This is a genomic window from Photobacterium piscicola (assembly GCF_046058925.1).
Classification (GTDB): Bacteria; Pseudomonadota; Gammaproteobacteria; order Enterobacterales; family Vibrionaceae; genus Photobacterium; species Photobacterium piscicola.
On the sequence record NZ_CP175534.1, the window covers coordinates 969,645 to 994,292 of the forward strand.

The window sequence follows — 24,648 nt, forward strand, 5'->3', positions numbered from 1 at the left end:
TCTTTTTACAACTCTATATCTTAAAATCAGCCTGGAAGGTAAAAAAAACATGACCACAAACCCTAAACCAACTTATCAACGTATTCTTTTAAAACTAAGTGGTGAAGCACTGCAAGGTAAAGAAGGATTTGGTATTGACGCTCAAGTTCTTGACCGCATGGCACAAGAAGTAAAAGAACTCGTTGAATTAGGTGTTCAAGTCGGCCTTGTAATCGGTGGCGGTAACCTATTCCGTGGCGCTGGCCTGGCTGAAGCAGGTATGAACCGAGTTGTGGGCGACCACATGGGTATGCTAGCAACGGTAATGAACGGCTTAGCAATGCGTGATGCGCTGCACCGTGCCTATGTGAACGCGCGAGTAATGTCTGCTATTCCTCTAAACGGCGTATGTGATAATTATAACTGGGCTGATGCAATCAGTCAGTTACGTCAAGGCCGCGTTGTTATTTTCTCTGCAGGTACCGGTAATCCGTTCTTCACAACAGATTCTGCTGCATGTCTTCGTGGTATCGAAATCGAAGCTGATGTAGTATTGAAAGCAACAAAAGTTGAAGGCGTGTTTACGGATGATCCAGTTAAAAATCCAGATGCAACGCTTTGTGAACAGCTGAGCTACCAAGACGTACTTGAAAAAGAACTTAAGGTAATGGATTTAGCTGCATTTACCCTTGCTCGTGACCATAACATGCCAATTCGTGTATTTAACATGAATAAGCCAGGCGCATTACGCCGTGTCGTTATGGGTGAGCAAGAAGGTACGCTGATCACTAACGCTTAAGCCTTGTAAATTGATTAATATGGCGCTGACGCTCAGCGCTATGATGACAGCATAATTTAAGGTATTTATCGTGATTAACGAAATCAAACAAGACGCGCAAACGCGCATGGAAAAAAGTGTTGATGCACTGAAAGGTCAATTGGTTAAAATTCGTACTGGCCGTGCACATCCAAGCCTACTTGATACTATTTATGTTGAGTATTACGGCGCAAGTACACCGCTAAAGCAAGTTGCTAACGTGGTTGCTGAAGATTCACGTACATTAGCGATTACTGTATTTGATCGTGAGCTATCAGCAAAAGTTGAAAAAGCGATCATGATGTCTGATTTGGGTCTAAACCCAATGTCAGCCGGTACTGTTATTCGCGTTCCATTACCACCGCTAACAGAAGAACGTCGTCGCGATCTTGTTAAGATTGTACGCGCTGAAGCTGAACAAGGCCGTGTTGCGGTACGTAATATTCGTCGTGATGCAAACGCAACAGTTAAATCTTTACTAAAAGATAAAGATATCTCTGAAGATGATGATCGTCGTGCACAAGATGAAATTCAGAAACTAACAGATGAAGCTATCAAGAACATCGAAGCTGTTCTTGAAGTGAAAGAAAAAGAGCTAATGGAAGTTTAAGACATTGTCTTAATTTAGCTGACAAAGTTAAGGCGCTGTGCGGCAGCACGGCGCTTTTTTTTGAGGGATAAATATGGCACAACCTTCAATAGACGCTGTTCCTTCAGCTGATTATCTCCCCCAGCATATCGCTGTGATCATGGATGGTAATGGTCGTTGGGCTAAAGCCAAAGGTAAAGCGCGAGTATTTGGCCATAAGGCTGGTGTAGAGGCGGTACGTAGGACTGTTTCTACTGCAAATCGACTCGGAATTAAAGTTGTTACATTGTTTGCTTTCAGCAGTGAAAACTGGCGTCGTCCAGAGGATGAAGTCTCACTACTGATGGAATTATTCATGACTGTTTTAGGTCGTGAAGTAAAAAGGCTACATAAAAATAATATTCGATTATGTATCATCGGAGACAAAAGTCGCTTCAGTGCTCGATTGCAGAAAAAAATAGCTGCAGCAGAGTTGTTAACTGAAGGTAACACTGGGCTAGTGTTAAATGTCGCTGCTAACTATGGTGGTCAATGGGATATTCTCCAAGCGACTAAGCAAATGATGCAGCGAGTAGTAGAACAACAACTTGACATTGAATCTCTGACTGAACAAGATTTAGCGCAGGGGTTAGTGACTCAAGGCTTACCGGATGTTGATCTATTAATTCGTACTAGTGGTGAATGCCGCATTAGTAATTTTATGCTGTGGCAAACGGCTTATGCTGAATTGTATTTCACTGAACAGCATTGGCCAGATTTTGATGAACAAAGTTTGGTAAATGCTGTGGCATGGTTTGTAAATCGTGAGCGCCGCTTTGGTTGTACTGGCGAGCAGATACAAGCTTTGTTAAAATAAAAAACATTATTTTCGCCAATGCACAATGTCGTGTGTTGGCGTTATTGTTTAAGTAACGGGCATCGCCCAATACTGAATATTATATTTCCTATAAAAGAGGACGCAGCTTGCTTAAGCAACGAATTATTACCGCGTTAATCCTCGCGCCACTCGTCATTGCAGGGATTTTTTTTCTGCCGTTACCCGCTTTTATTATTGCGATGGCTGCAATAACCTTAGTCGGTTTTTGGGAGTGGACGCAGTTTGTTAACGCATCATCGCGTATTAAAGCAATGATTTTACCGAGTGTTACGTTGGTAGCAAGTATTGCACTATTACCCACAGATCCTGCGTCACTCTCTCATCCCGGTGGTATTTATCGTACTATATTGCTTATTGGTGGGTTGTGGTGGCTTGTCGCATCTGCATTGGCGATCAGTTATCCCAAAAGTGCGGATTTTTGGTCTAAAAAACCATTTCTAAAGCAAATTTTTGGTTTGCTCACATTATTGCCTTTTTTTTGGAGTATTTTAATGCTCCGAGCCGTGAATTATGACAATAATCCGTATCACGGTGCTTGCTTAGTTTTACTTGTGTGCTTATTAGTGTGGGCAGCCGATACTGGCGCTTATTTCTCTGGCAAGCGCTTTGGTAAGCATAAGATGGCGCCGGCAGTTAGCCCAAATAAAACCATTGAAGGTTTAATTGGTGGCGCTTGTTTAGCAATATTTATTACTTGGCTAGGATCGCATTTATTGTCGATTGAGTTCACATCATTAGGCCAACTGTTCTTTATTGCTATTGTTACTGTGATTATTTCGGTATTAGGCGACTTAGTTGAAAGTATGTTCAAGCGTGTTTCCGGCATAAAAGATAGCGGTAATATTTTACCGGGACATGGTGGAATACTGGATCGTATTGACAGCTTAACGGCGGCGATACCTGTATTTGCATTACTCTATCTGTGGCTAATATAATTAATAACAGCCATCTTTTCTAAAGGCAGCTATTTCGCTGCCTTTTTTGTAACTGTAAGTGATTTTATGCGTAAGTTAACGATTCTTGGTGCTACGGGCTCGATTGGCAGTAGTACCTTAGCGGTAGTCGCTCAAAACCTTGATTCTTTTGAAGTTACCGCATTAGCTGCGGGTTCTAATGTCGACAAAATGTTTGAACTGTGTCAACAATGGCGACCGAAATATGCGGCAATGGCATCTGTAACTGCCGCTGAACAACTTAACAACTTAGTGGTGCAAGCAGGGTTCAACATTCAAGTCTCTGGTGGTGATGACGCTATTTGTCACGTCGCAGCATTAGATGAAGTTGATACGGTTATGGCTGCCATCGTTGGTGCTGCAGGTTTATTACCTACTATGGCTGCGGTTAAAAAAGGTAAGCGCATTTTATTAGCCAATAAAGAAGCATTGGTTATGACCGGGCAGATGTTTATTGATGCCTGTGAAAAATACGGGGCAGAATTATTGCCCGTTGATAGCGAACATAATGCTATTTTTCAAGCATTACCTGCTGAAATTCAACGCCGTATGGGACGTTGTGATTTAGCGGCTCATGGCGTTAGTAAGGTATTATTAACCGGTTCCGGTGGTCCGTTCCGCTATACTGATATCAATACATTAGATGCTGTTACACCGGCAATGGCGATTGCACATCCGAATTGGTCTATGGGACCTAAAATTTCGGTTGATTCTGCAACCATGATGAATAAAGGCTTGGAATACATTGAAGCGCGATGGTTATTCAATGCCAGTCGCGAACAAATGCAGGTGATTATTCACCCACAATCAGTGATCCACTCAATGGTGCAATATAAAGACGGTTCAGTCATCGCACAGATGGGATTACCTGATATGTGCACGCCAATTGCATGTGCAATGGCATACCCACAACGGATTGAATCTAGCGTGGCACCACTTGATTTTAGTCAGATCGGTGAGTTTACTTTCATGGCCCCTGATTTTGATCGCTATCCATGTTTGAAACTGGCTATTGATGCTTGCTATAAAGGTCAAGCAGCAACCACCACCTTAAATGCGGCCAATGAAATTGCTGTTGCTGCCTTTTTAGCCAATGAAATTCTTTTTACTGATATTGCGAAAGTAAACAAGTTAGTGTTAGACACCGCAGTATTAACTGAACCTAATGATATTGATGCCGTAATGGTGCTCGATAAACAAGCGCGTGAGCTTGCTTTAGACATTATTGCGAAGGAATTTGCATGATTGAATTTATCCGTAATTTAAGCGCTTTTTTAGTTGCTCTTGGTATTCTGATCGCCGTTCACGAGTTTGGCCATTTTTGGGTCGCTCGTCGTTGTGGTGTCTATGTTGAACGCTTTTCTATTGGCTTTGGTAAAGCTTTATTTAATCGCGTCGGTAAAGATGGTACAGAATACACATTAGCACTGATACCACTGGGTGGTTACGTGAAAATGCTTGATGAGCGGGTAGCCGAGGTTCCGCCTGAGAAACGTCATATGGCGTTTAATAATAAGAAAATTTGGCAACGAAGTGCTATTGTTGCGGCAGGTCCAATGGCAAATTTTGTGTTTGCTATCTTTGCTTATTGGGTGGTGTACCTGATTGGCGTGCCTGCTTTAAAGCCTGTTATCGGTGAAGTTGCGCCACAATCTATTGCGGCGAAAGCGGGAATTATTCCAGGAATGGAACTAAAATCAGTTTCTGGACTCGAAACATCTGATTGGGAATCTGCCAATATGGCATTAATTTCTCAAATTGGAGATAAGCAAGTTGTGATAACTGCACAAGAGCCTGACAGTTCGGTTGTGGTTTCACGTACACTTGATTTAACTGACTGGTCTTTTGATCCTGAATCCCAGCGCGTGTTGACGACATTAGGTATTTCGCCATTTACACCGCCAATTACGCTAACTGTTTCACAACTTGTTGATAATAGTGCAGCAATTGATGCAGGATTTGAATTAAATGATAAGATTGTCGCTGTTGATGATAAATCAGTAACGCAGTGGCAGCAATTTGTTGATGCTGTTCGTAGTCATCCAGGCAAAACGCTACAAGTTGAAGTTTTACGTGATGGGGAACCAGTGATGTTATCATTGACACCTCGTGTAAAAGTTGAAGCTGATGGTAAAGAAGTTGGCTATGTAGGATTGGCACCAAGTATTGAACCTTGGCCAGCATCGTACAAAGTTAATTTACAGTTTGGTCCAATTGATGCGGCGATCAAAGCGACCGAAAAAACCGGTCAATTAGTGTCACTAACGTTTGATATGGTCACTAAGCTTGTGACTGGTGATGTTGCAATGAAAAACCTTAGTGGACCGATATCTATCGCTAAGGGAGCCGGAATGACAGCCGAATTTGGCTTAGTCTATTTCCTCGGTTTCTTAGCCTTGATCAGTGTTAACCTAGGCATTGTAAACCTATTACCTTTACCTGTGCTTGATGGCGGACATTTAATGTTCTTTGCTATCGAGGCGGTAACTCGTCGTCCTGTATCTGAACGAATTCAGGATATTGGCTATAGAGTGGGATCAGCCATTTTGGTTGCGTTAATGGCGGTTGCGCTATTCAATGATTTTACCCGACTTTAATAAATGCGTATTTAGCAAGGAATAATCAGTACAGTAATGGCGATTAAAAAACTGTTAGTCGCATCGCTGCTTTTGACAAGTAGCGTTGCGCATAGCGCGGAAAATAAATTTGTAGTTGATAACATTCGTTTTGAAGGTCTTCAGCGAGTCACTATGGGGGCAGCATTGTTAAAGATGCCTGTTCGCGTTGGTGATACTGTTGATCCACAGGATATTTCAGCATTAATCAAATCTCTTTATTCTTCCGGCAACTTTGAAGATATTAAGGTCTATCGAGACGGTAATACGTTATTGGTTGATGTAAAAGAGCGTCCAACGATTGCTGATATTACTTTTGCTGGCAATAAAGCTATCAAAGATGAGCAATTAAAAGAAAATCTTGAAGCATCAGGTTTACGTGTTGGTGAAGCGCTAGATAGAACAACATTATCTAAGATTGATAAAGGTCTAGAAGATTTCTACTACAGTGTGGGTAAATATAACGCTACTGTAGAAGCTGTTGTGACGCCTTTGCCTCGTAACCGTGTTGATATTAAATTCGTTTTCACTGAGGGTGTATCCGCTAAAATTAAGCAGATCAATATCCTTGGTAATCATGTTTTCAGTGATGCTGATTTGGTCGGTAAGTTCAAGCTTAAGGACAGTGTGCCTTGGTGGGACTTTATGGCGAATGAAAAGTATCAAAAACAAGTTCTGCAAGGCGACTTAGAAACATTACGCTCACAGTATCTCAATAATGGTTATTTAAAGTACCGCTTAGAATCAACGCATGTTGCAATCTCTCCTGATAAAAAAGGCGTGTACATTACTTTAAAAATTCATGAAGGTGAGCAATACAAGGTTAAAAACGTTAAGTTCCAAGGTGATGTTAGTGGCCGTGTTGCTGAGTTTGATAAGTTAGTAACCTTTAAAGCAGGCAGTGTCTATAATGGTGCTGAAGTAACAGCATTAGAAGAAGCTGTTAAGCGTGACTTAGGTAAAGCAGGTTATGCTTACCCTAAAGTGACCATCATGCCTGAGTTTGATGATGCTGCACATCAAGTATCCTTGATCGTTAATGTTGAACAAGGTAAGCGTGTATATGTGCGAAATATTGAATTTAGTGGTAATAACACCACTAAAGATGAAGTATTACGTCGTGAAATGCGCCAAATGGAAGGTTCATGGCTCAACGCTAAATCAATTGAAACGGGTAAGCAACGTTTAAACCGTACTGGTTTCTTTGAAAATGTTGATGTACAAACTGTCCGTGTTCCTGGTTCTGATGATCAGGTTGATGTGAAGTACAAAGTTAAAGAAGCGAACTCTGGTAGTGTCAATTTCGGTGTGGGTTACGGTACTGAATCAGGTATTAGTTTCCAGGCGGGTTTAACCCAGAAAAACTTCTTGGGTACAGGTAATTTATTTGGCATTAATGCAATGACTAATGATTACTCTAAGAACATTAGCCTTGAATACAAAGATCCGTACTTCACGATTAACAACGTTAGTCTTGGTGGTAAGATTTACTACAACGAGTTTGAAGCATCAGATGCTAATATCTCGGATTACACCAACCAAAGCTACGGTGCAAGTTTAACATGGGGCTTCCCATTTAATGAATTGAACTACTTTGATTTTAGCTTGGGTTATGATCATAACAAGATCTCTAATATTCAAGATTACTATCAGATCGAACAATTTAAGAAGATCCATGGCTTTGATGAAAACAGTGATAATGCGATTGAACTTGATGACTTCAGCTGGAGTATTTCTTGGACGCGTAACCATTTAAACCGTGGTTATTTCCCAACATCAGGTAATTACCAGAATGCATCATTTAAGATGACCATTCCGGGGTCGGATTCACAGTACTTCAAGACGCAATATGATGTTCGCCAGTACATTCCATTAACAGAAAAACAAGACTACACCTTATTACTTCGTGGTAAGTTGGGTTACGGCAATGGTTACGGTAAAACAGATAATGGCAGCGATCAGCTAATGCCATTCTACGAAAACTATTATGCGGGTGGTTTTACAACTATTCGTGGTTTCCGTTCTAATACTGTGGGCCCTAAAGCTGTGTATGGTGAAGGCCAAGGTAACAACCAACAAGGTGTTGTTAGTGATGAGTCTACAGGTGGTAATGCTATTGCTCTAGCAAGTATGGAATTAATTGTTCCAACACCATTTGCTTCACAAGAAGTTAAAAACCAAGTACGTACGAGCTTCTTCGTTGATGCTGGTTCGGTGTGGGATACTGAATTCCACCCTGATTATACTAACGCGAGTTCATTACCAGATTATTCAGATCCCGGTATGATTCGAGCGTCGTACGGTGCTGCATTACAGTGGATGTCCCCAATGGGTCCACTTGTATTCTCGGTTGCGAAACCAATCAAGAAATATGAAGGGGATGATGAAGAGTTCTTCACATTCACCATTGGTCAGTCATTCTAATTTTTAAGGAGAGTCTTTTGAAACAGTGGATTAAAGCAGCAAGTTTAGGTTTAGTAATTTTATCTTCATCTATGTACGCTAATGCGGCAGAAGCTGCACAAAAAATTGGTTACGTGTCTACAGGTCAGGCTATGTCTGAGTTAGCTACACGTTATAAAGTACAAGAGAAATTGCAAAAAGAATTCAGCGGCCGTGTGGCAGCTTTACGTTCGATTGAAGGTAAAATGAAAACCAAAATCGAAAAGATGAAGCGTGATGGTGAACTAATGACGCCAACACAACGTACTGACATTCAACGTCAACTTGCAGCCCTTGATTCTGATTATAAGCTAAAAGCAAAAGCGTTAGCTGAAGATCAACGTCGTCGTGGTATGGAAGAAGAGCAAAAGCTTGTTAAGAAAATCCGTACAGCGATCGACACTGTAGCGAAGAAAAATGGTTACAATGTTGTGCTAGATGCACAAGCAGTATTGTTTGCAAGTAAGAGCGATGACTTATCATCTAAAGTTATTGCAGCAGTAAAATAAAGCAGTAACCCTGTGGTAAACGTTGTAGCTGGCGAATTCAGCTGCAACTTTTGATCTAACAGCCACCTCTAGGTGGCTGTTGTTACAAGAGAGATAGGATAAAATGGCTGTAATTACTCTTGCTGAATTAGCGGATAAATTAGGTGCAGAGCTCCATGGCGATGACACAACTGAAATTCACTCAATAGCTGCGATGGGCAAGGCTACTACAGGGCAAATCACGTTCCTTTCTGATAGCAAGTACCGTCAACAGCTTACTGAGTGTCAAGCGGATGCAGTAATGCTACGAGAAGCGGATGTCGAATTTTTCAAAGGCAATAAGCTCGTCGTAAAAGATCCTTATCTTAGCTATGCGTTAGTGGCTCAACTTCTTGATACAACACCTGTTGCGGCGACTGATATTGCTGCTTCAGCTTATATTGATCCAACAGCTACGGTTGGTAGTAATGTTGCTATTGGCCACAATGCTGTGATCGAAGCTGGCGTACAATTGGGCGATAACGTTCAAATTGGTGCGGGTTGTTTTATCGGTAAAAATGCCATTATTGGTAACAACACTAAGTTGTGGGCAAATGTCACTATCTATCATGATGTAGTGCTAGGTTCACAATGTCTTGTGCAATCAAGTACCGTTATTGGTGCTGATGGTTTCGGTTATGCGAATGATAAAGGTGAGTGGGTTAAGATCCCTCAGTTAGGTTCGGTACGCATTGGCGATCGCGTTGAAATTGGTGCTTGTACTACTATTGACCGTGGTGCACTAGAAGATACTATTATTGCTGACAATGTGATTATTGATAACCAAATGCAAATCGCCCATAACGTGCAGATCGGCTATGGTACAGCAATGGCGGGTGGTACTATTGTGGCTGGCAGTACTACAATTGGTAAATATTGTATTATTGGTGGCGCTTCTGTACTCAATGGTCATATCAAGATTGCTGATGGCGTAACCATTACCGGTATGGGAATGGTCATGCGTAGTATTGAAGATAAAGGTATGTATTCTTCAGGTATTCCGCTGCAACCTAACAAAGAGTGGCGTCGAACAGCTACCCGGGTTCATCGCATTGATGATATGAATAAACGTCTAAAGGCAGTTGAAAAACAACTTAAAGCCAACGACGAATAATTTTTTATCAGCATTGACTGGCCTGCCTTGTGTAGGCCGTTTTGCATTTTCATCGCATATTTTTTATATCTTTTTAAGACAGGAATTTAGTTTTGACGACCGAAAATAAGACGTTAAACATCACCGAAATTCAGGCACTTCTTCCTCATCGTTACCCATTTCTTATGATTGATCGTGTAACCAATTATGATGAAGGTAAAACCTTAACCGCTATTAAAAATGTTTCTGTCAATGAGCCACAATTTACGGGTCACTTCCCTAATATGCCAGTATTTCCTGGTGTGTTGATTTTAGAAGCAATGGCACAAGCAACAGGTTTATTAGCGTTTAAAACCTTTGGTGCGCCAGCAGAAAATGAACTGTACTACTTTGCTAGCATTGATAAAGCAAAGTTTCGCAAGCCAGTAGTACCTGGTGATCAAATGATTCTTGAAGTTGAATTTATTAAAGAACGTCGTGGTATCGCGTTATTTAATGGTATCGCTAAAGTTGATGGCGAAACGGTATGTTCAGCAGAACTTAAGTGTGCGAGACGAGTATTCTCATGATTCATGACAGTGCGAAAATTCACCCATCGGCAGTGATTGAAGATGGGGTAATCATTGGCGCTAACGTTACAGTTGGTCCATTTACCTATATTGCAACTGGGGTTGAAATTGGTGAAGGCACTGAGGTGATGTCTCATGTCGTCATTAAAGGGCCAACAGTTATTGGTAAAGATAACCGTATTTTCCCGTTTGCAATTGTCGGTGAAGAGTGCCAAGACAAGAAGTTCAGTGGTGAAGCGACACGCTTAGAAATTGGTGATCGTAATGTGATCCGTGAAAGCGTTCAGATTCACCGTGGCACCACACAAGATAAAGGTGTGACAGTTGTTGGTAACGACAATTTATTATGTGTTAATGCTCACATTGCGCATGATGTGGTTGTTGGCGATCATACCCACATTGGTAACAACTCCATTTTAGGTGGTCATGTTACGGTGGGTGATTATGCAGGTGTAATGGCATTATCTGCGATTCATCCATTCTGTACTGTGGGTGCTTACAGCTACGTTGGTGGTTGTTCTGCCGTGGTACAAGATGTACCGCCGTATGTATTAGCTCAAGGTAACCACGCTAAACCGTTTGGTTTAAACATTGTTGGCTTGCAGCGTAATGGGTTTGAAAAGCCAGAATTACACGCTATTCGTCGCGCTTATAAAGAAATTTATCGTTCAGGAAAAACACTGGCTGAAGTGAAACCAGTGCTTGCTGAAATGGCAAAAGATTGGCCGTCAGTTGCACGTTTTTCTGAATTACTTGATAACTCAGAACGCGGTATTATTCGCTAATGACGAAGCCTCTTCGAATAGCTATTGTCGCCGGAGAAATCTCCGGCGATATTTTAGGTGCCGGTTTTATTCAAGCCGTAAAAGCCCAATATCCCGATGCTGAATTTGTGGGTATTGCGGGGCCTCGCATGCAAGCTCAAGGCTGTGAAGCACTGTTTGATATGGAAGAGTTAGCCGTGATGGGGATCGTTGAGGTTCTTGGACGACTACCGCGGTTATTCAAAGTTAAAGCTGAATTAGTCAAATATTTCAGTGCTAATCCGCCAGATGTGTTTGTCGGTATTGATGCGCCAGATTTTAATTTACGACTTGAGAAAGACTTAAAAGATCGTGGCATTAAAACGGTGCACTATGTTAGTCCATCTGTGTGGGCATGGCGTCAAAAGCGAATCTTTAAAATTGAAGCGGCAACGAATTTAGTGCTGGCTTTTCTGCCATTTGAAAAAGCATTTTACGATAAATTTAATGTGCCATGTCAGTTTGTTGGTCATACCATGGCCGATACGATTCCATTGCAAACCGATCAAGTTGCAGCGCGTGAATTACTTGGTTTAGATCCAACTAAACGTTGGTTAGCCGTGCTTCCTGGTAGTCGTGGCAGTGAAATGGCCATGCTTGCAGAGCCTTTTATTCAAACTTGCCAAAAGCTCAAAGCAAAACATCCTGAGCTAGGGTTTGTGGTTGCATTGGTGAATGAAAAACGTCGTGCTCAATTTGAACAAGCATGGCAAGCGACTGCGCCTGAATTAGATTTTGAATTAGTGGATGATACTGCTCGAAATGTCATGATAGCGGCGGATGCGGTGTTACTCGCATCAGGTACGGTGGCATTAGAGTGTATGCTCGTGAAGCGCCCAATGGTGGTTGGCTATAAAGTGAAGCCACTCACTGCGTGGATTGCCAAGCGAATGCTAAAAACGAAGTATGTTTCATTACCTAACATCATGGCCGATCGTGAATTAGTGACCGAACTACTTCAAGATGATTGCACGCCAGAGAAGTTATTCCATGAAGTTGATAATATCCTTTATGGTGACATGAGTGCATTAATGGCGCAGTTTGAAAGCATGCATAAAACCATTCGTTGTAATGCTGATGAGCAAGCAGCAAAAGCCGTGTTAGCATTAATCGATAAGGCATAGTTATTATGGCTGAAAAACAAGATTTCCCTCCTTTTGTCTATCCGCAAGCCAACTGTATTGCGGGAGTAGATGAAGTTGGTCGTGGTCCATTAGTGGGCGCGGTCGTGACAGCAGCAGTGATTTTAGATCCTAATAATCCGATTGTGGGATTAACTGATTCTAAAAAATTGAGCGAGAAAAAACGTAATTTACTGTTTGATGAAATCAAGCAAAAGGCATTGGCATGGTCACTTGGCCGTTGTGAAGCAGACGAAATTGATCAGTTGAATATTTTGCAAGCGACAATGGTTGCTATGCAACGCGCTGTAGCTGGGCTACATATTCAGCCTGATTTTGTACTGATTGATGGTAATAAAACACCAGCGTTACCTATGGCTGCACAAGCGGTGGTGAAGGGCGACTTACGGGTGGCTGAAATCAGTGCGGCGTCAATTATTGCCAAAGTAACACGTGATCGTGAAATGGAAATCCTCGATGCAGAGTTTCCACAATATGGCTTTGCTAAGCATAAAGGTTATCCAACCAAAGCCCATTTTGCAGCATTAGAACAATATGGCGCGATTGACCAGCATCGAAAAAGTTTTAAACCTGTTAAGCGCGTACTAGGGCTTGATTAAGTCTTTGTGATTGCGTGATAAAAAGGCGAACCATTTGGTATCGCCTTTTTTTATACGGCGAATGACTACTCGATCGGGTATAATTTTTGTTAATTAAGTAATGTAATGAATTAGGTTGTCATGGCAGAACCCCGTTTTATCCACCTTCGAGTTCATAGTGATTATTCAATGATCGATGGCTTGGCGAAAGTGAAACCTATCGTTAAGCGCGCGACTGAACTTGGCATGCCAGCACTGGCTTTAACTGATTTCACTAACCTCTGTGGTTTGGTGAAGTTTTATTTTGCTGCCCATGATGCAGGTATGAAGCCGATTATTGGTGCTGATTTTAAAGTCCAAAGCCAAGAAATGGGCGATGAGCTATTTGAACTCACTATTTTAGCGGCCAATAATGAAGGTTATAAAAATCTAACATTATTAATTTCAGAAGCGTATCAGCGTGGCCATGTTCAGCATCAACCTGTGATTGATAAAGAATGGCTAATTAAACACTGTGAAGGGTTAATCATTTTATCCGGTGGAAGAACGGGCGATGTTGGACGTGCATTACTAAAAGGCAATCAACAGCTGACGGATACTTGTGTTGCTTTTTATCAAACATATTTTCCTGATAATTATTATTTAGAATTGGTGCGAACAGGTCGTGTTGATGAAGATGCTTACCTGCATTTCGCCATTGAACTTGCTGAAAAATATGATTTGCCTGTGGTTGCTACCAATGATGTACGATTATTGACCGCTGACCAATTTGATGCTCATGAGATTCGCGTTGCTATCCATGATGGTTACACCATGGTCGATCCTAATCGACCTAAGCTTTACAGTGAACAGCAATATTTGCGCAGCGAAGATGAGATGTGCGAGTTGTTTGCTGATATCCCTGAAGCACTGCAAAACTCGGTAGAAATCGCCAAACGCTGTAATGTGACAGTACGTTTAGGGGAATATTTCCTGCCGAATTTCCCTACTGGTGACATGAGTATCGAAGACTTCTTGGTGACTAAATCCCAACAAGGTCTTGAAGAGCGACTTGAATTTCTATTTCCTGATCCCGCGGTTCGCGCCCAACGTCGCCCTGAATATGATGAACGCTTAGAAATCGAATTGAAAGTTGTCAACCAAATGGGTTTCCCTGGTTACTTCTTGATCGTAATGGAATTTATTCAGTGGTCAAAAGATAACGATGTTCCTGTAGGTCCTGGTCGAGGGTCAGGTGCTGGTTCATTAGTGGCTTACGCGTTAAAAATCACTGACTTGGATCCGCTAGAATTTGACTTACTGTTCGAACGTTTTCTTAACCCCGAACGTGTTTCCATGCCCGATTTCGATATCGACTTTTGTATGGATAAACGTGATTTAGTGATTGATCACGTTGCTGAAATGTATGGCCGTAATGCGGTATCACAGATCATTACTTTCGGTACTATGGCTGCTAAAGCGGTTATTCGTGATGTGGGTCGTGTGCTTGGTCATCCGTATGGTTTTGTCGATCGTCTTTCTAAATTAATTCCAGCAGAACCTGGAATGACGCTCGAAAAAGCGTTTGAAGTTGAGCCTCAATTAGGCCAATCGTATGAAGCAGATGAAGAAATTCGTGATCTGATTGATATGTGTCGCATTTTAGAAGGTGTAACACGTAACGCAGGTAAACACGCTGGTGGTGTGGTTATTTCACCGACAACCATCACTGATTTTGCACCATTATATTGTGATGCAGAGGGTAATAACCCCGTCACCCAATTTGATAAAAATGATGTAGAAACCGCGGGCTTAGTGAAGTTCGACTTCTTGGGTTTACGGACATTAACCATCATTGATTGGGCGTTAGGGATGATCAACCCACGTCGTGTCGAGCAAGGATTAGAGCCGGTTAATATTGCTGCAATTCCTATGGCGGATAAAAAGTCATTTGATATGTTGCAACGCTCTGAATCAACCGCTGTATTCCAGCTCGAATCTCGCGGTATGAAAGATCTGATCAAACGTCTACAGCCTGACTGTTTTGAAGATATGATCGCCTTGGTGGCACTTTTCCGTCCCGGTCCGTTACAATCAGGCATGGTAGATAACTTTATTGACCGTAAGCATGGTCGAGAAGCAGTATCGTACCCGGATGAAAAATGGCAACACGAATCGCTAAAAGAAATTCTTGATCCTACCTACGGCATTATTCTGTATCAAGAACAGGTAATGCAGATCGCACAGGTTCTAGCAGGTTACACTCTTGGTGGTGCCGACATGCTACGTCGTGCGATGGGTAAGAAAAAACCATCGGAAATGGCGAAACAGCGTGCCGTATTTGAGCAAGGTGCTATCGACAACGGGGTTGATGGCGAATTGTCGATGAAGATCTTTGACTTGGTAGAGAAATTTGCCGGTTATGGTTTTAACAAATCACACTCTGCTGCTTATGCGTTAGTGTCGTATCAAACATTGTGGTTAAAAGCCCATTACCCAGCCGAGTTTATGGCCGCGGTAATGACGGCTGATATGGATAATACTGATAAGATCATTAGCTTGGTTGATGAATGTCACCGCATGAATCTTAAATTATTGCCGCCAGATGTGAATAAAGGTCTGTACCGCTTCAATGTTGATGATGAAGGCGCAGTCGTTTATGGTATTGGCGCGGTTAAAGGTGTCGGTGAAGGCCCGATTGAAAATATTATTAGTGCCCGCGAAAAAGACGGCCACTTTAAAGATTTATTTGATTTCTGTGCCCGTATTGACACTAAAAAGGTCAATAAGCGTGTGCTTGAGAAGCTGATTAAATCGGGTGCATTGGATCGATTAGGGCCAAACCGTGCTGCAATGTTAGCAACACTTGATGATGCGATTAAAGCGGCGAGTCAATATCATAAAGCGCAAGAGTCGGGTCAAGAAGATCTGTTTGGTGTTTTAACTGAAGCCCCAGAAGAAGTTGAACATGCCTATGCTAATATTGCCGAAGCGCCTGAAAGCGTTTGGCTTGAAGGTGAGCGTGAAACATTAGGGTTATACTTAACAGGTCACCCAATTAATGCTTACATCTCTGAATTAAAACATTACACCACCTGGCGTTTAAAAGATGCGCAGCAAACAGGACGTGATAAAGTAGCGTCTGTTGCAGGACTTGTGATCGCTGCTCGGGTGATGACAACCAAGCGTGGTAGCCGTATTGGTTTAATGACATTAGATGATCGTTCGGGTCGTATGGAGGTGATGTTATTCACCGATGCCCTCGATCGTTACATAGATTTGCTCGAAAAAGACAAAATAGTGGTCGTATCTGGACAGGTCAGCTTTGATGATTTCAATGGTGGCCTTAGAATGTCAGCTCGTGAAGTGCTCGATATTTCAGAAGCACGAGAAAAACATCTTCGTGGTGTCGCTATTTCGGTAACCGAAGAGCAAATCGACGAACAATTTTTTTCCCGTTTCAGCCAAGTGTTGGAACCGCATAGAGCAGGTACTGTTCCTGTTCATATGTATTATCAGCGCTCGAATGCTCGGGCCAAGTTTACCTTAGGAACAGAGTGGCGCGTAACGCCTGCCGATAAATTATTGTCGGATTTAAAAATGCTCTTAGGTGATAAACAGGTCGAGCTTGAGTTTAATTAAGTTAGCTTGTTATTTGTGGTAGGGTATAACCAAACCCTATCATTAAAATAAGCAAAAGGATTTTAAGTGGTATGAGCCTGAACTTCCTCGAGTTTGAACAACCGATTGCAGAATTAGAAGCAAAGATTGAAGCACTACGTGATGTATCACGCCGTGATGAGTCTAACTCGGTTGATCTTGAAAAAGAAATTGAGCAACTAGAAAAGAAAAGCCTCGAATTAACTAAGAAAATCTTTGGTGATCTTGGTGCCTGGCAGGTTGCGCAACTCGCACGCCATCCTCAGCGCCCATATACTTTTGATTATGTCGAGCACATGTTCGAAGAGTTTGATGAATTAGCCGGTGATCGTGCTTTTGCTGACGATAAAGCGTTAGTGGGCGGTATTGCGCGTATTGATGGTCGTCCAATTATGGTTATTGGTCATCAAAAAGGACGTGGTACGACTGAAAAAGTTAAACGTAACTTTGGCATGCCAAAACCAGAAGGCTATCGTAAAGCGTTACGCCTAATGAAAATGGCAGAGCGTTTTAAAATGCCGATTGTTACTTTCATCGATACTGCGGGTGCATACCCAGGTGTTGGTGCCGAAGAACGTGGCCAATCAGAAGCAATCGCAATGAACCTCAAAGTAATGGCTGGCCTGACTGTGCCTGTTATTTGTAATGTGGTTGGTGAAGGCGGTTCTGGTGGTGCGTTAGCGATTGGTGTGGGTGATTGCGTTAACATGTTGCAATACTCAACCTATTCAGTGATTTCACCTGAAGGTTGTGCTTCAATTTTATGGCGTGATGCTGATAAAGCACCACAAGCTGCTGAAGCGATGGGTCTAACAGCACCTCGTTTAAAAGAGCTTGAGCTAATCGATAATATTATCGAAGAGCCATTAGGTGGCGCACACCGTAACATGCCATTAATGGCAAATACGTTAAAAGCACAAATTAAAGCGACATTAGAAGAGTTAGATCAGTTAGATACTGAAGAACTACTTGAACGTCGTTACCAGCGTCTAATGAGTTACGGTTACTGTTAATCGTTGTTATTTTTACGCTTTAAGAAGGTCAGCATAATGCTGGCCTTTTTTTATCTTTTTATGTTAGCCAATGCTGTTTGTGAGTGTCGGTTGGTGTACTGCTGGTATAGACTAGATAGTCTGTTTTTAAAAGATATAAGCCAATGTTGTATTCTCATTTTTGCCATCAAATATTTGTCAATCCACCTCAAACAAAACGGTTAGTATTAGCGTTAAGTGGTGGGTTAGATTCTCGTGTAATGTTGGATTTACTGGCTCGATTTATTAAGGAATATCCTGATTATCATGCTCATGCTGTCTATGTTCATCATGGACTGAGTTCCAATGCAGATCGTTGGGCGCAACAATGTGTTTCATGGGCGTTAGCAAGTGGTATTGATTGTGATATTGAGCGCGTAGTTTGTGAATTAGGCGGTGGTGCCAGTGTCGAACAAGCGGCGCGAGATGCACGTTATAAAGCATTATCTCGTCATATATCTGCAGGTGATAGTTTGCTAACAGCGCAACATGCTGATGATCAAATTGAAACGGTATTATTAGCCTTAAAGCGGGGGAGTGGACCTGCGGGTTTGGCAGCAATGCCAGTGTTAACCTCATTTGCAACCGGACAACATTTACGGCCGTTATTAACCATTCGTCGTGCAGATATTGAAGCTTATGGTAAACAACATCAATTACAATGGGTGGAAGATGAAAGTAATTTAGATCAACGTTACGATCGCAATTTTATTCGCCATCAAATAACACCATTGCTAAATGATCGCTGGCCGGGAATTCGTAAAGCGGTCAGTCGTAGTGCGCATTTATGTGGTGAACAAGAAGCTTTATTAGAAGAGTTATTAAGTTATCAGCTCCAACAAGCACTAAAAGCTGATGGTAGTTTATATATTGCGGAAAATATCAGTGCTCGTTTAGGAATGGCTTTGATTCGACAATGGTTAAAACAACAGGCTGTGATCATGCCATCATTGGCACAGCTTGAACAAATTTGGTTTAATTTAGTCCAAGCCAAAGTCGATGCTAATCCACAAGTGTGTTGGCAACAGTATCAAGTGCGTCGTTACCAACAGCAGTTATATCTGTTAGAACAATGGCCAGACATTAGTGATTGGCAGCATGAAGTGATAATTAACCAACCATGCCAATTACCACAAGCATTAGGGTGTGTGTGTTTGCAGCAACAAGCCCAAGCAGGATTACGTTTACCTTATGCAGATGAAGTGGTCTCTATTCGGTTTGATTATTTAGGCCCAGAGATAAAACCACAAGGCCGCAGCGGTAAGCGTAAGTTTAAAAAATTACTCCAAGAATATCAGGTGCCGAGTTGGTTACGTCGCCGTACACCAATGCTATTTTATGGTGAGCAATTAGTTGCGATGGCTGGGGTATTTGTTGTCGATGAGTTTATTGCTCCAGTAACAGCAATCACAACGGTGCAGTTTATATGGCAACGTTCATAATTCCTTGATGGACTCTTTTTATAACAAAACCGCATATGTTAATTTGTTTAACATATGCGGTTGTTAAATAAATATTTATTCAGAACGATATTCTTTTGTTGCTAAAATATTAGAGGCATATTATTGTACTAGTTCACTGATACAAAATAGATGCTAATAAAGGATAGAACATGAGTAAACCATCGACACTTGGAGGTGCATGCATTATTGCTAGTGTGTGCGTAGGTGCAGGCATGCTTGGATTGCCAAGTGCAGGTGCTGGCGCATGGACATTATGGACTGTACTTGCGATCTCAGTAACGATGGTGATGATGACATTATCTGGTTGGTTATTACTTGAAGCCTTAAAGCATTATGATTTTAAAGTGTCATTTAACACCATTACAAAAGATGTATTGAAAAGTAAAGTGAATGCGATCAATAACCTCTCGTTGTATTTTGTTGGTGGTATTTTGCTTTATGCTTATATTTCTTCATCAGGTATGATTTTTGGCGGTATATTCGATATCAATGCTAAATTAGCGTCAGTGTTATTTGTGATTGCATCGTCTGTTTTTGTGCTTCATTCAACTCGCGCCGTTGATCGTATTTCGGTGCTGTTGATCATTTTTATGGCGATCAGTTTTATTATTGGTATTTCAGGTTTGGCGACTAATATTCAGTTACCAACATTGCTTGATAGTATCGATTCTCAAACCAGCCTTTCTCCTTATGCTCTCGCTATTTTACCCGTAGCATTAACTTCTTTTGGTTATCATCATTCAGTAAGCACCATGCGTGATTATTACCGTGATGAAAATCGTGCTAAAAACGCTATTTTAGGCGGTACCTTGATTGCATTAACGTTTTATGTGATTTGGGTGGTGTGTATTTTTGGTAATTTACCGCGTACACAATTCGGCCCTATTGTCGCCGCTGGTGGTAGTGTTGATGCGTTAATGACTGCATTGGGTAGCGTTGTGAGCTCTAACAGTGTTAAGCAAGCTTTAAATATTTTCTCGATTGCCGCTGTTGTATCATCATTTATTGGTGTTGGTTTAGGGGTATTTGATTATCTGGCGGATTTCTTTGGTTTTGAAGACACTAAGCAAGGCCGCTTTAAAACATGGGCGGTGACTTTTATTCCACCACTGGTGTTCTCATTATTTGCTCCGTTTGGATTTGTAGCGGCGATTGGTTTAGCGGGTGCTGCTGCGACGATTTGGACTTGTATTATTCCAGCATTGTTAGCTAAAAAACTGCGTCAGCGTCAACCTGAGCAACAAGGGTTTGTTGTACCTGGTGGCAATATTACTGTTTATGCGGTAATAATCTTTGGCGTATTAACTGCGTGTTTCCATTTATTAGCGATGGCTGATGTACTGCCGATATTCCAAGGTTAATTGAGTCATTACACCAAAGAAATGTTATTTAATAAGTATAAAAAACGGCACTGATGAGTGCCGTTTTTTTATTTGATGTTTATAAGTCAACGTTAACGAAACTGCTGTACTTCAGGTAAGAAATCAAAGCCACCGGTGGCTAATTTTGCAATTAATTGTTCACGATCGATATCAAAAAATTTGACTAAATCATCGAGGGTATTAAATTCATCGCGGATCTTCATGTTGACGATACTCATCAACATCACAGTATCCATAGTTTCAAATTTTGATAAATCCATTGTTTAGTCCTCGTGATCACTGATCAATAAGTTGGCGGCGGCAAAAGCTGCACGTTCACGTACGTCTAATGGTAATTCAGTATTAGCGGCAATATCATCCAATGTTTTAATTGCACACTTAATTGCCGTGGGAATATAGCCTTGATCACCACTGCCAATTTGAGAGTAAGTCATTCGAATTAGCTCACAACATTGATAAACTTGCATGGTCTTTCCTTTGCCTAAAAATATTCACATAAGATCAGAGTGACGAATGTTATGTGAATATACTTAAGCGATTATTGAGTTGAATATTATCATAGCCGTGAAAGAGATAAAAAATATTTGTGATAATTTAGCTATAAAAAAAGCTGCCTAAATGGGCAGCTTTTTTAAATTTATATGGTTGTTAATTAAGCCATTTTTTGCTTAAGAAAGTCCATAACATCAGCAGCAATCACTGCTTCTTTAGTACCTGTACGGCGGTTCTTATATTCCATCTCACCATTTTCAAGGCTACGATCGCCAATTACGATAGTGTGAGGAATACCGATTAATTCCATGTCAGAGAACATCACACCTGGACGTTCTTTACGATCATCAAATAATACTTCGATACCCATTGCAGTAAGATCGGCGTATAGCTTCTCTGCGGCTTCCTGAACGCGCTCTGATTTATGCATGTTCATTGGTACGATAGCCACTTGGAAAGGTGCTAGAGCGTCAGGCCAGATGATGCCGTATTTATCATTGTTTTGTTCGATAGCTGATGCTACAACACGTGATACACCGATACCGTAACAACCCATTTCTAGAATTGAACTCTTACCGTTCGAATCAAGTACGCTACAGTTCATCTTATCAGAGTAAGTAGTACCTAACTGGAAGATATGACCGACTTCGATACCACGTTTTAGCATCAACGTACCTTGGCCACATGGGCTTGGATCGCCTTCAACGACGTTACGTAGATCATCAACACGGCCAAGTTCAACGTCACGACTCCAGTTGATACCGATGTTGTGTTTACCGTCAACGTTAGCACCAGCAGCAAAGTCACTCATTACCGCAACACTGTGATCAACGATAAACGGTAGTTCAAGGCCCACAGGACCTAGAGAACCAGCACCAGCACCGATAAGCTCACGCATTTCTTCTTCCGTCGCCATCTCTAATGGAGATGCAACTTCTGCAAGGTTTTCTGCTTTGATTTCGTTAAGTTCGTGGTCACCACGGATGATCAATGCCACGATAGGTGCGTCGATTTCATCAGAAGCTTTAACGAATAACGTCTTCACTGTTTTTTCGATAGCAATGCCGTGTTGTTCAACCAATTCTGCAATAGTTTTTGCATTTGGCGTATCAATAATGGTCATTGCTTGTGTTGGTTCAGCACGCTCAACAGCAGGTGCAATAGCTTCTGCTTTTTCGATGTTAGCAGCGTAATCAGATTCAGTAGAGAATGCGATTAAGTCTTCGCCGCTTTCGGCTAGTACGTGGAACTCTTGAGAACCATTACCACCGATTGCGCCTGAGTCAGCTAATACTGGACGGTATTCAAGACCCATACGGTCAAAAGCTTTACAGTAAGCAGCATGCATAGTATCGAAAGACTTTTGTAAGCCGTCTTTATCGATATCAAAGCTGTAAGCATCCATCATGCAGAATTCACGTGCACGCATTACGCCAAAACGTGGGCGACGTTCATCACGGAATTTCGTCTGAATTTGGTATAGGTTAAGTGGCAGTTGCTTGTATGAGCTTACTTCGTTACGTACAAGACTAGTGATCACTTCTTCTGCGGTTGGGCTTAGTACAAACGGACGGAAATGACGGTCAGTAAAGCGAAGTAGTTCAGGACCCATCTTTTCAGAGCGGCCTGTCTCTTCCCATAGTTCAAACGGCTGAACAACGGGCATCAAGGTTTCGATTGCGCCTGCATTGTCGATTTCTTGGCGAACGATGTTTTCGACTTTACGCAGCACACGCAGACCTGTAGGTAGCCAGGTATATAGACCTGAAGCTAACTTACGGATCATGCCTGCACGTAGCATTAGTTGGTGACTAATGACTTCTGCGTCGTTTGGAGTCTCCTTCAGGGTAGAAAGAAGATATTTACTGGTACGCATTGATGGTATCCGTTATTGATAAAAGGAAAGAGAAGGAACTGATGTTCCACCCGTCAGTATCATGACGATAGCCCGTTATATTACCAGTCTCGGCGCTATTCGCCAAAGATAACTACATAAGATCTATTATTGATTAATAGTATCGATACTAATTACCGTAACAATGGGCTCAGTCACCATAAAATGAATGTTAAAATTAAATAAATTTACCGCATAAACTTTATTGTCAGTTTTGCCTTTTTTATAGGCTGGGCGTGGATCTTGGGCTAAGACTTCAGTGATCACGGCGCGATGATAATCGGCTTGTTTGCCACGTAATTGTTGTTGAGCATGCTCGCTAAACTGAACATCGAATATTGGTGGTTGTTCAGAGGCAAAACCACCTAAGGCATTGGGTAAACTGTCTGAGTAGGGAATATAAGGCTTAATATCAACAATCGGCGTACCGTCAACTAAGTCGGTTCCTCCTACATCAATGATTACTTGGCCATTATGATGTCGTATTCCTTTTAATTTAACGGCTGACATTCCAATACCATTGGGACGAAAAGTGGCGCGACTTGCAAAAACACCAATTCGTTCATTACCGCCAAGACGTGGAGGACGTACTGTTGGCCGCCAACCTGCCTTCAAATTTTGGTCAAATAAAAATAATAACCATACATGGCTAAATTGTTCGATGCCACGCACCGCTTCTAGGGAATTAGCTTCACCTTGTAAAATAACTTCACAGCGAGCACTGGGGACGAGTCCTGGTTGACGAGGGACTGCAAACTTTTCTTTATAAGGAGAGTGGACGATACCGATAGGTTCAATGCTATAAGCCATCAAATTAAGCCAATGTTAAGCTGAAGATAATGAATCAATATAACATAAAAAGCAGGCACTAAGGCCTGCTCTTAAATGATGTGTTGCTAATTGGTGTGATTACCAGCCTTTAACAGCGCCACCTTTAAAGATAGTCTGAGCTGAATTATAAACTTCATCTGATTGATAAGCTTGAATGAACTTTTGTACATTTTCAGCATTAACGTTATCTTCACGAGCGACAATAATATTAACGTAAGGTGACTGTTTATCTTCTACGAAAATACCATCTTTTTCAGGTGTTAAGTTTAAGCTACTAGCGTAAGTATTATTAATTACGGCTAATGCAACATCATCTAAAGAACGTGGCAATTGAGCGGCTTCTAATTCTACGATTTTAAGATTTTTAGGATTATTCACAATATCTAATACTGTTGCGGTTAAGCCTGTATTTGGTTTTAGTGTAATTAGTCCTTGTTGTTGTAATAATAATAAAGAACGGCCAAGGTTAGTGGGATCATTGGGTACTGCAATTTGATCTCCATCTTTTAATTCATCCAGTGATTTTATTTTATTTGAATAGCCAGCAATAGGGTATACAAATGTATTGCCAGCAATCGCAAATTTATAACCACGATCTTTAATTTGTTGATCTAAATATGGCTTATGTTGAAAAGCATTAGCGTCAATAGAGCCCTCTGCTAATGCTGCATTAGGTGATACATAATCTGTAAAAGTAACTAATTCAACATCAAGCCCATATTTATCTTTTGCTTGTTTAGCAGCAACTTCTGCTACTTGTTCTTCAGCTCCCGCCATGACACCAATTTTTACTTTACTGTTATCAATGGGGGTTTCTTGCTCACTACAGCCTGTTAATGTGATAGCTGCAGCAACGCCGGCAATGGCAAAAAGGTGTTTAAGATTGAACGCCATAGTATTACTCCTTAAATGGGCTTTCCTTGATGATATAA

22 protein-coding genes are annotated in these 24,648 nt (G+C 41.5%); 17 read left to right on the plus strand and 5 right to left on the minus strand.

Going from position 1 to position 24,648, the window contains the following annotated elements; translation table 11 throughout:
• Positions 1-49: 49 nt before the first annotated feature.
• The 17 genes from pyrH to ACJZU6_RS04860 all read left to right on the plus strand — a co-directional run bounded on the left by pyrH (position 50) and on the right by ACJZU6_RS04860 (position 20,478).
• Positions 50-778 (plus strand): UMP kinase, encoded by a 729-nt coding sequence (gene pyrH / locus ACJZU6_RS04780; RefSeq protein ID WP_036793410.1) that lies wholly within the window; start codon positions 50-52, stop codon positions 776-778.
• A gap of 70 nt (positions 779-848) precedes the next feature.
• A complete protein-coding gene (gene frr / locus ACJZU6_RS04785; RefSeq protein WP_036793412.1) occupies positions 849-1,406 on the plus strand; it encodes a ribosome recycling factor in 558 nt (185 codons plus the stop codon).
• Positions 1,407-1,479: 73 nt separating this feature from the next.
• Positions 1,480-2,241 carry an isoprenyl transferase gene (locus ACJZU6_RS04790; RefSeq protein WP_408900710.1) on the plus strand — a complete coding sequence of 254 codons (762 nt, stop codon included), beginning with the start codon at positions 1,480-1,482 and terminating at the stop codon, positions 2,239-2,241.
• Between the two features lie 107 nt (positions 2,242-2,348).
• Positions 2,349-3,197: a phosphatidate cytidylyltransferase gene (locus tag ACJZU6_RS04795; protein ID WP_080159000.1), complete on the plus strand. Its 849-nt coding sequence runs from the start codon at positions 2,349-2,351 to the stop codon at positions 3,195-3,197.
• A gap of 66 nt (positions 3,198-3,263) precedes the next feature.
• Positions 3,264-4,460 (plus strand): 1-deoxy-D-xylulose-5-phosphate reductoisomerase, encoded by a 1,197-nt coding sequence (gene ispC, locus ACJZU6_RS04800; RefSeq protein ID WP_408900711.1) that lies wholly within the window; start codon positions 3,264-3,266, stop codon positions 4,458-4,460.
• Complete coding sequence (gene rseP / locus ACJZU6_RS04805; RefSeq protein WP_080159002.1) at positions 4,457-5,812, plus strand: sigma E protease regulator RseP; 1,356 nt, start codon at positions 4,457-4,459, stop codon at positions 5,810-5,812. Before ispC ends, rseP begins: the two co-directional genes overlap by 4 nt.
• 36 nt (positions 5,813-5,848) lie before the next feature.
• Positions 5,849-8,254, plus strand: coding sequence for an outer membrane protein assembly factor BamA (bamA, locus tag ACJZU6_RS04810; RefSeq protein WP_080159003.1), 2,406 nt, complete (start codon positions 5,849-5,851; stop codon positions 8,252-8,254).
• Between the two features lie 17 nt (positions 8,255-8,271).
• Positions 8,272-8,781, plus strand: coding sequence for an OmpH family outer membrane protein (locus ACJZU6_RS04815; RefSeq protein ID WP_080159004.1), 510 nt, complete (start codon positions 8,272-8,274; stop codon positions 8,779-8,781).
• Positions 8,782-8,884: 103 nt separating this feature from the next.
• Positions 8,885-9,913 (plus strand): UDP-3-O-(3-hydroxymyristoyl)glucosamine N-acyltransferase, encoded by a 1,029-nt coding sequence (gene lpxD, locus ACJZU6_RS04820; protein ID WP_080159005.1) that lies wholly within the window; start codon positions 8,885-8,887, stop codon positions 9,911-9,913.
• Positions 9,914-10,005: 92 nt separating this feature from the next.
• On the plus strand, positions 10,006-10,461 hold the full coding sequence (fabZ, locus tag ACJZU6_RS04825; protein ID WP_045037461.1) for a 3-hydroxyacyl-ACP dehydratase FabZ: 456 nt from the start codon (positions 10,006-10,008) through the stop codon (positions 10,459-10,461).
• Complete coding sequence (gene lpxA, locus ACJZU6_RS04830; RefSeq protein WP_080159006.1) at positions 10,458-11,246, plus strand: acyl-ACP--UDP-N-acetylglucosamine O-acyltransferase; 789 nt, start codon at positions 10,458-10,460, stop codon at positions 11,244-11,246. The genes fabZ and lpxA overlap by 4 nt, the downstream gene beginning before the upstream one ends.
• Entirely contained in the window at positions 11,246-12,388 is a 1,143-nt protein-coding gene (gene lpxB / locus ACJZU6_RS04835; protein WP_080159007.1) for a lipid-A-disaccharide synthase, read from the plus strand. The genes lpxA and lpxB overlap by 1 nt, the downstream gene beginning before the upstream one ends.
• A gap of 5 nt (positions 12,389-12,393) precedes the next feature.
• Positions 12,394-13,005 (plus strand): ribonuclease HII, encoded by a 612-nt coding sequence (rnhB, locus tag ACJZU6_RS04840; protein ID WP_080159008.1) that lies wholly within the window; start codon positions 12,394-12,396, stop codon positions 13,003-13,005.
• Positions 13,006-13,125: 120 nt separating this feature from the next.
• Positions 13,126-16,605, plus strand: coding sequence for a DNA polymerase III subunit alpha (gene dnaE, locus ACJZU6_RS04845; protein ID WP_408900712.1), 3,480 nt, complete (start codon positions 13,126-13,128; stop codon positions 16,603-16,605).
• Positions 16,606-16,676: 71 nt separating this feature from the next.
• On the plus strand, positions 16,677-17,636 hold the full coding sequence (accA, locus tag ACJZU6_RS04850) for an acetyl-CoA carboxylase carboxyl transferase subunit alpha (RefSeq protein ID WP_080159010.1): 960 nt from the start codon (positions 16,677-16,679) through the stop codon (positions 17,634-17,636).
• 143 nt (positions 17,637-17,779) lie between these two features.
• On the plus strand, positions 17,780-19,096 hold the full coding sequence (tilS, locus tag ACJZU6_RS04855) for a tRNA lysidine(34) synthetase TilS (RefSeq protein ID WP_408900713.1): 1,317 nt from the start codon (positions 17,780-17,782) through the stop codon (positions 19,094-19,096).
• Positions 19,097-19,266: 170 nt separating this feature from the next.
• Positions 19,267-20,478, plus strand: a complete 1,212-nt coding sequence (locus tag ACJZU6_RS04860) for an aromatic amino acid transport family protein (protein ID WP_408900714.1) — start codon at positions 19,267-19,269, stop codon at positions 20,476-20,478.
• 92 nt (positions 20,479-20,570) lie between these two features.
• Here ACJZU6_RS04860 and ACJZU6_RS04865 read toward each other — a convergent pair whose 3' ends face one another.
• From ACJZU6_RS04865 to ACJZU6_RS04885, 5 genes are all read right to left on the minus strand, one after another.
• Positions 20,571-20,759, minus strand: a complete 189-nt coding sequence (locus tag ACJZU6_RS04865) for a DUF4250 domain-containing protein (protein WP_080159013.1) — start codon at positions 20,757-20,759, stop codon at positions 20,571-20,573.
• Positions 20,760-20,762: 3 nt separating this feature from the next.
• Entirely contained in the window at positions 20,763-20,966 is a 204-nt protein-coding gene (locus tag ACJZU6_RS04870; RefSeq protein WP_080159014.1) for a YaeP family protein, read from the minus strand.
• A gap of 185 nt (positions 20,967-21,151) precedes the next feature.
• Complete coding sequence (locus tag ACJZU6_RS04875; protein ID WP_408900715.1) at positions 21,152-22,867, minus strand: proline--tRNA ligase; 1,716 nt, start codon at positions 22,865-22,867, stop codon at positions 21,152-21,154.
• A 126-nt stretch (positions 22,868-22,993) separates the two neighbouring features.
• Entirely contained in the window at positions 22,994-23,695 is a 702-nt protein-coding gene (tsaA, locus tag ACJZU6_RS04880) for a tRNA (N6-threonylcarbamoyladenosine(37)-N6)-methyltransferase TrmO (RefSeq protein WP_408900716.1), read from the minus strand.
• Positions 23,696-23,794: 99 nt separating this feature from the next.
• A complete protein-coding gene (locus ACJZU6_RS04885) occupies positions 23,795-24,610 on the minus strand; it encodes a MetQ/NlpA family lipoprotein (RefSeq protein ID WP_080159017.1) in 816 nt (271 codons plus the stop codon).
• Positions 24,611-24,648: the final 38 nt, after the last annotated feature.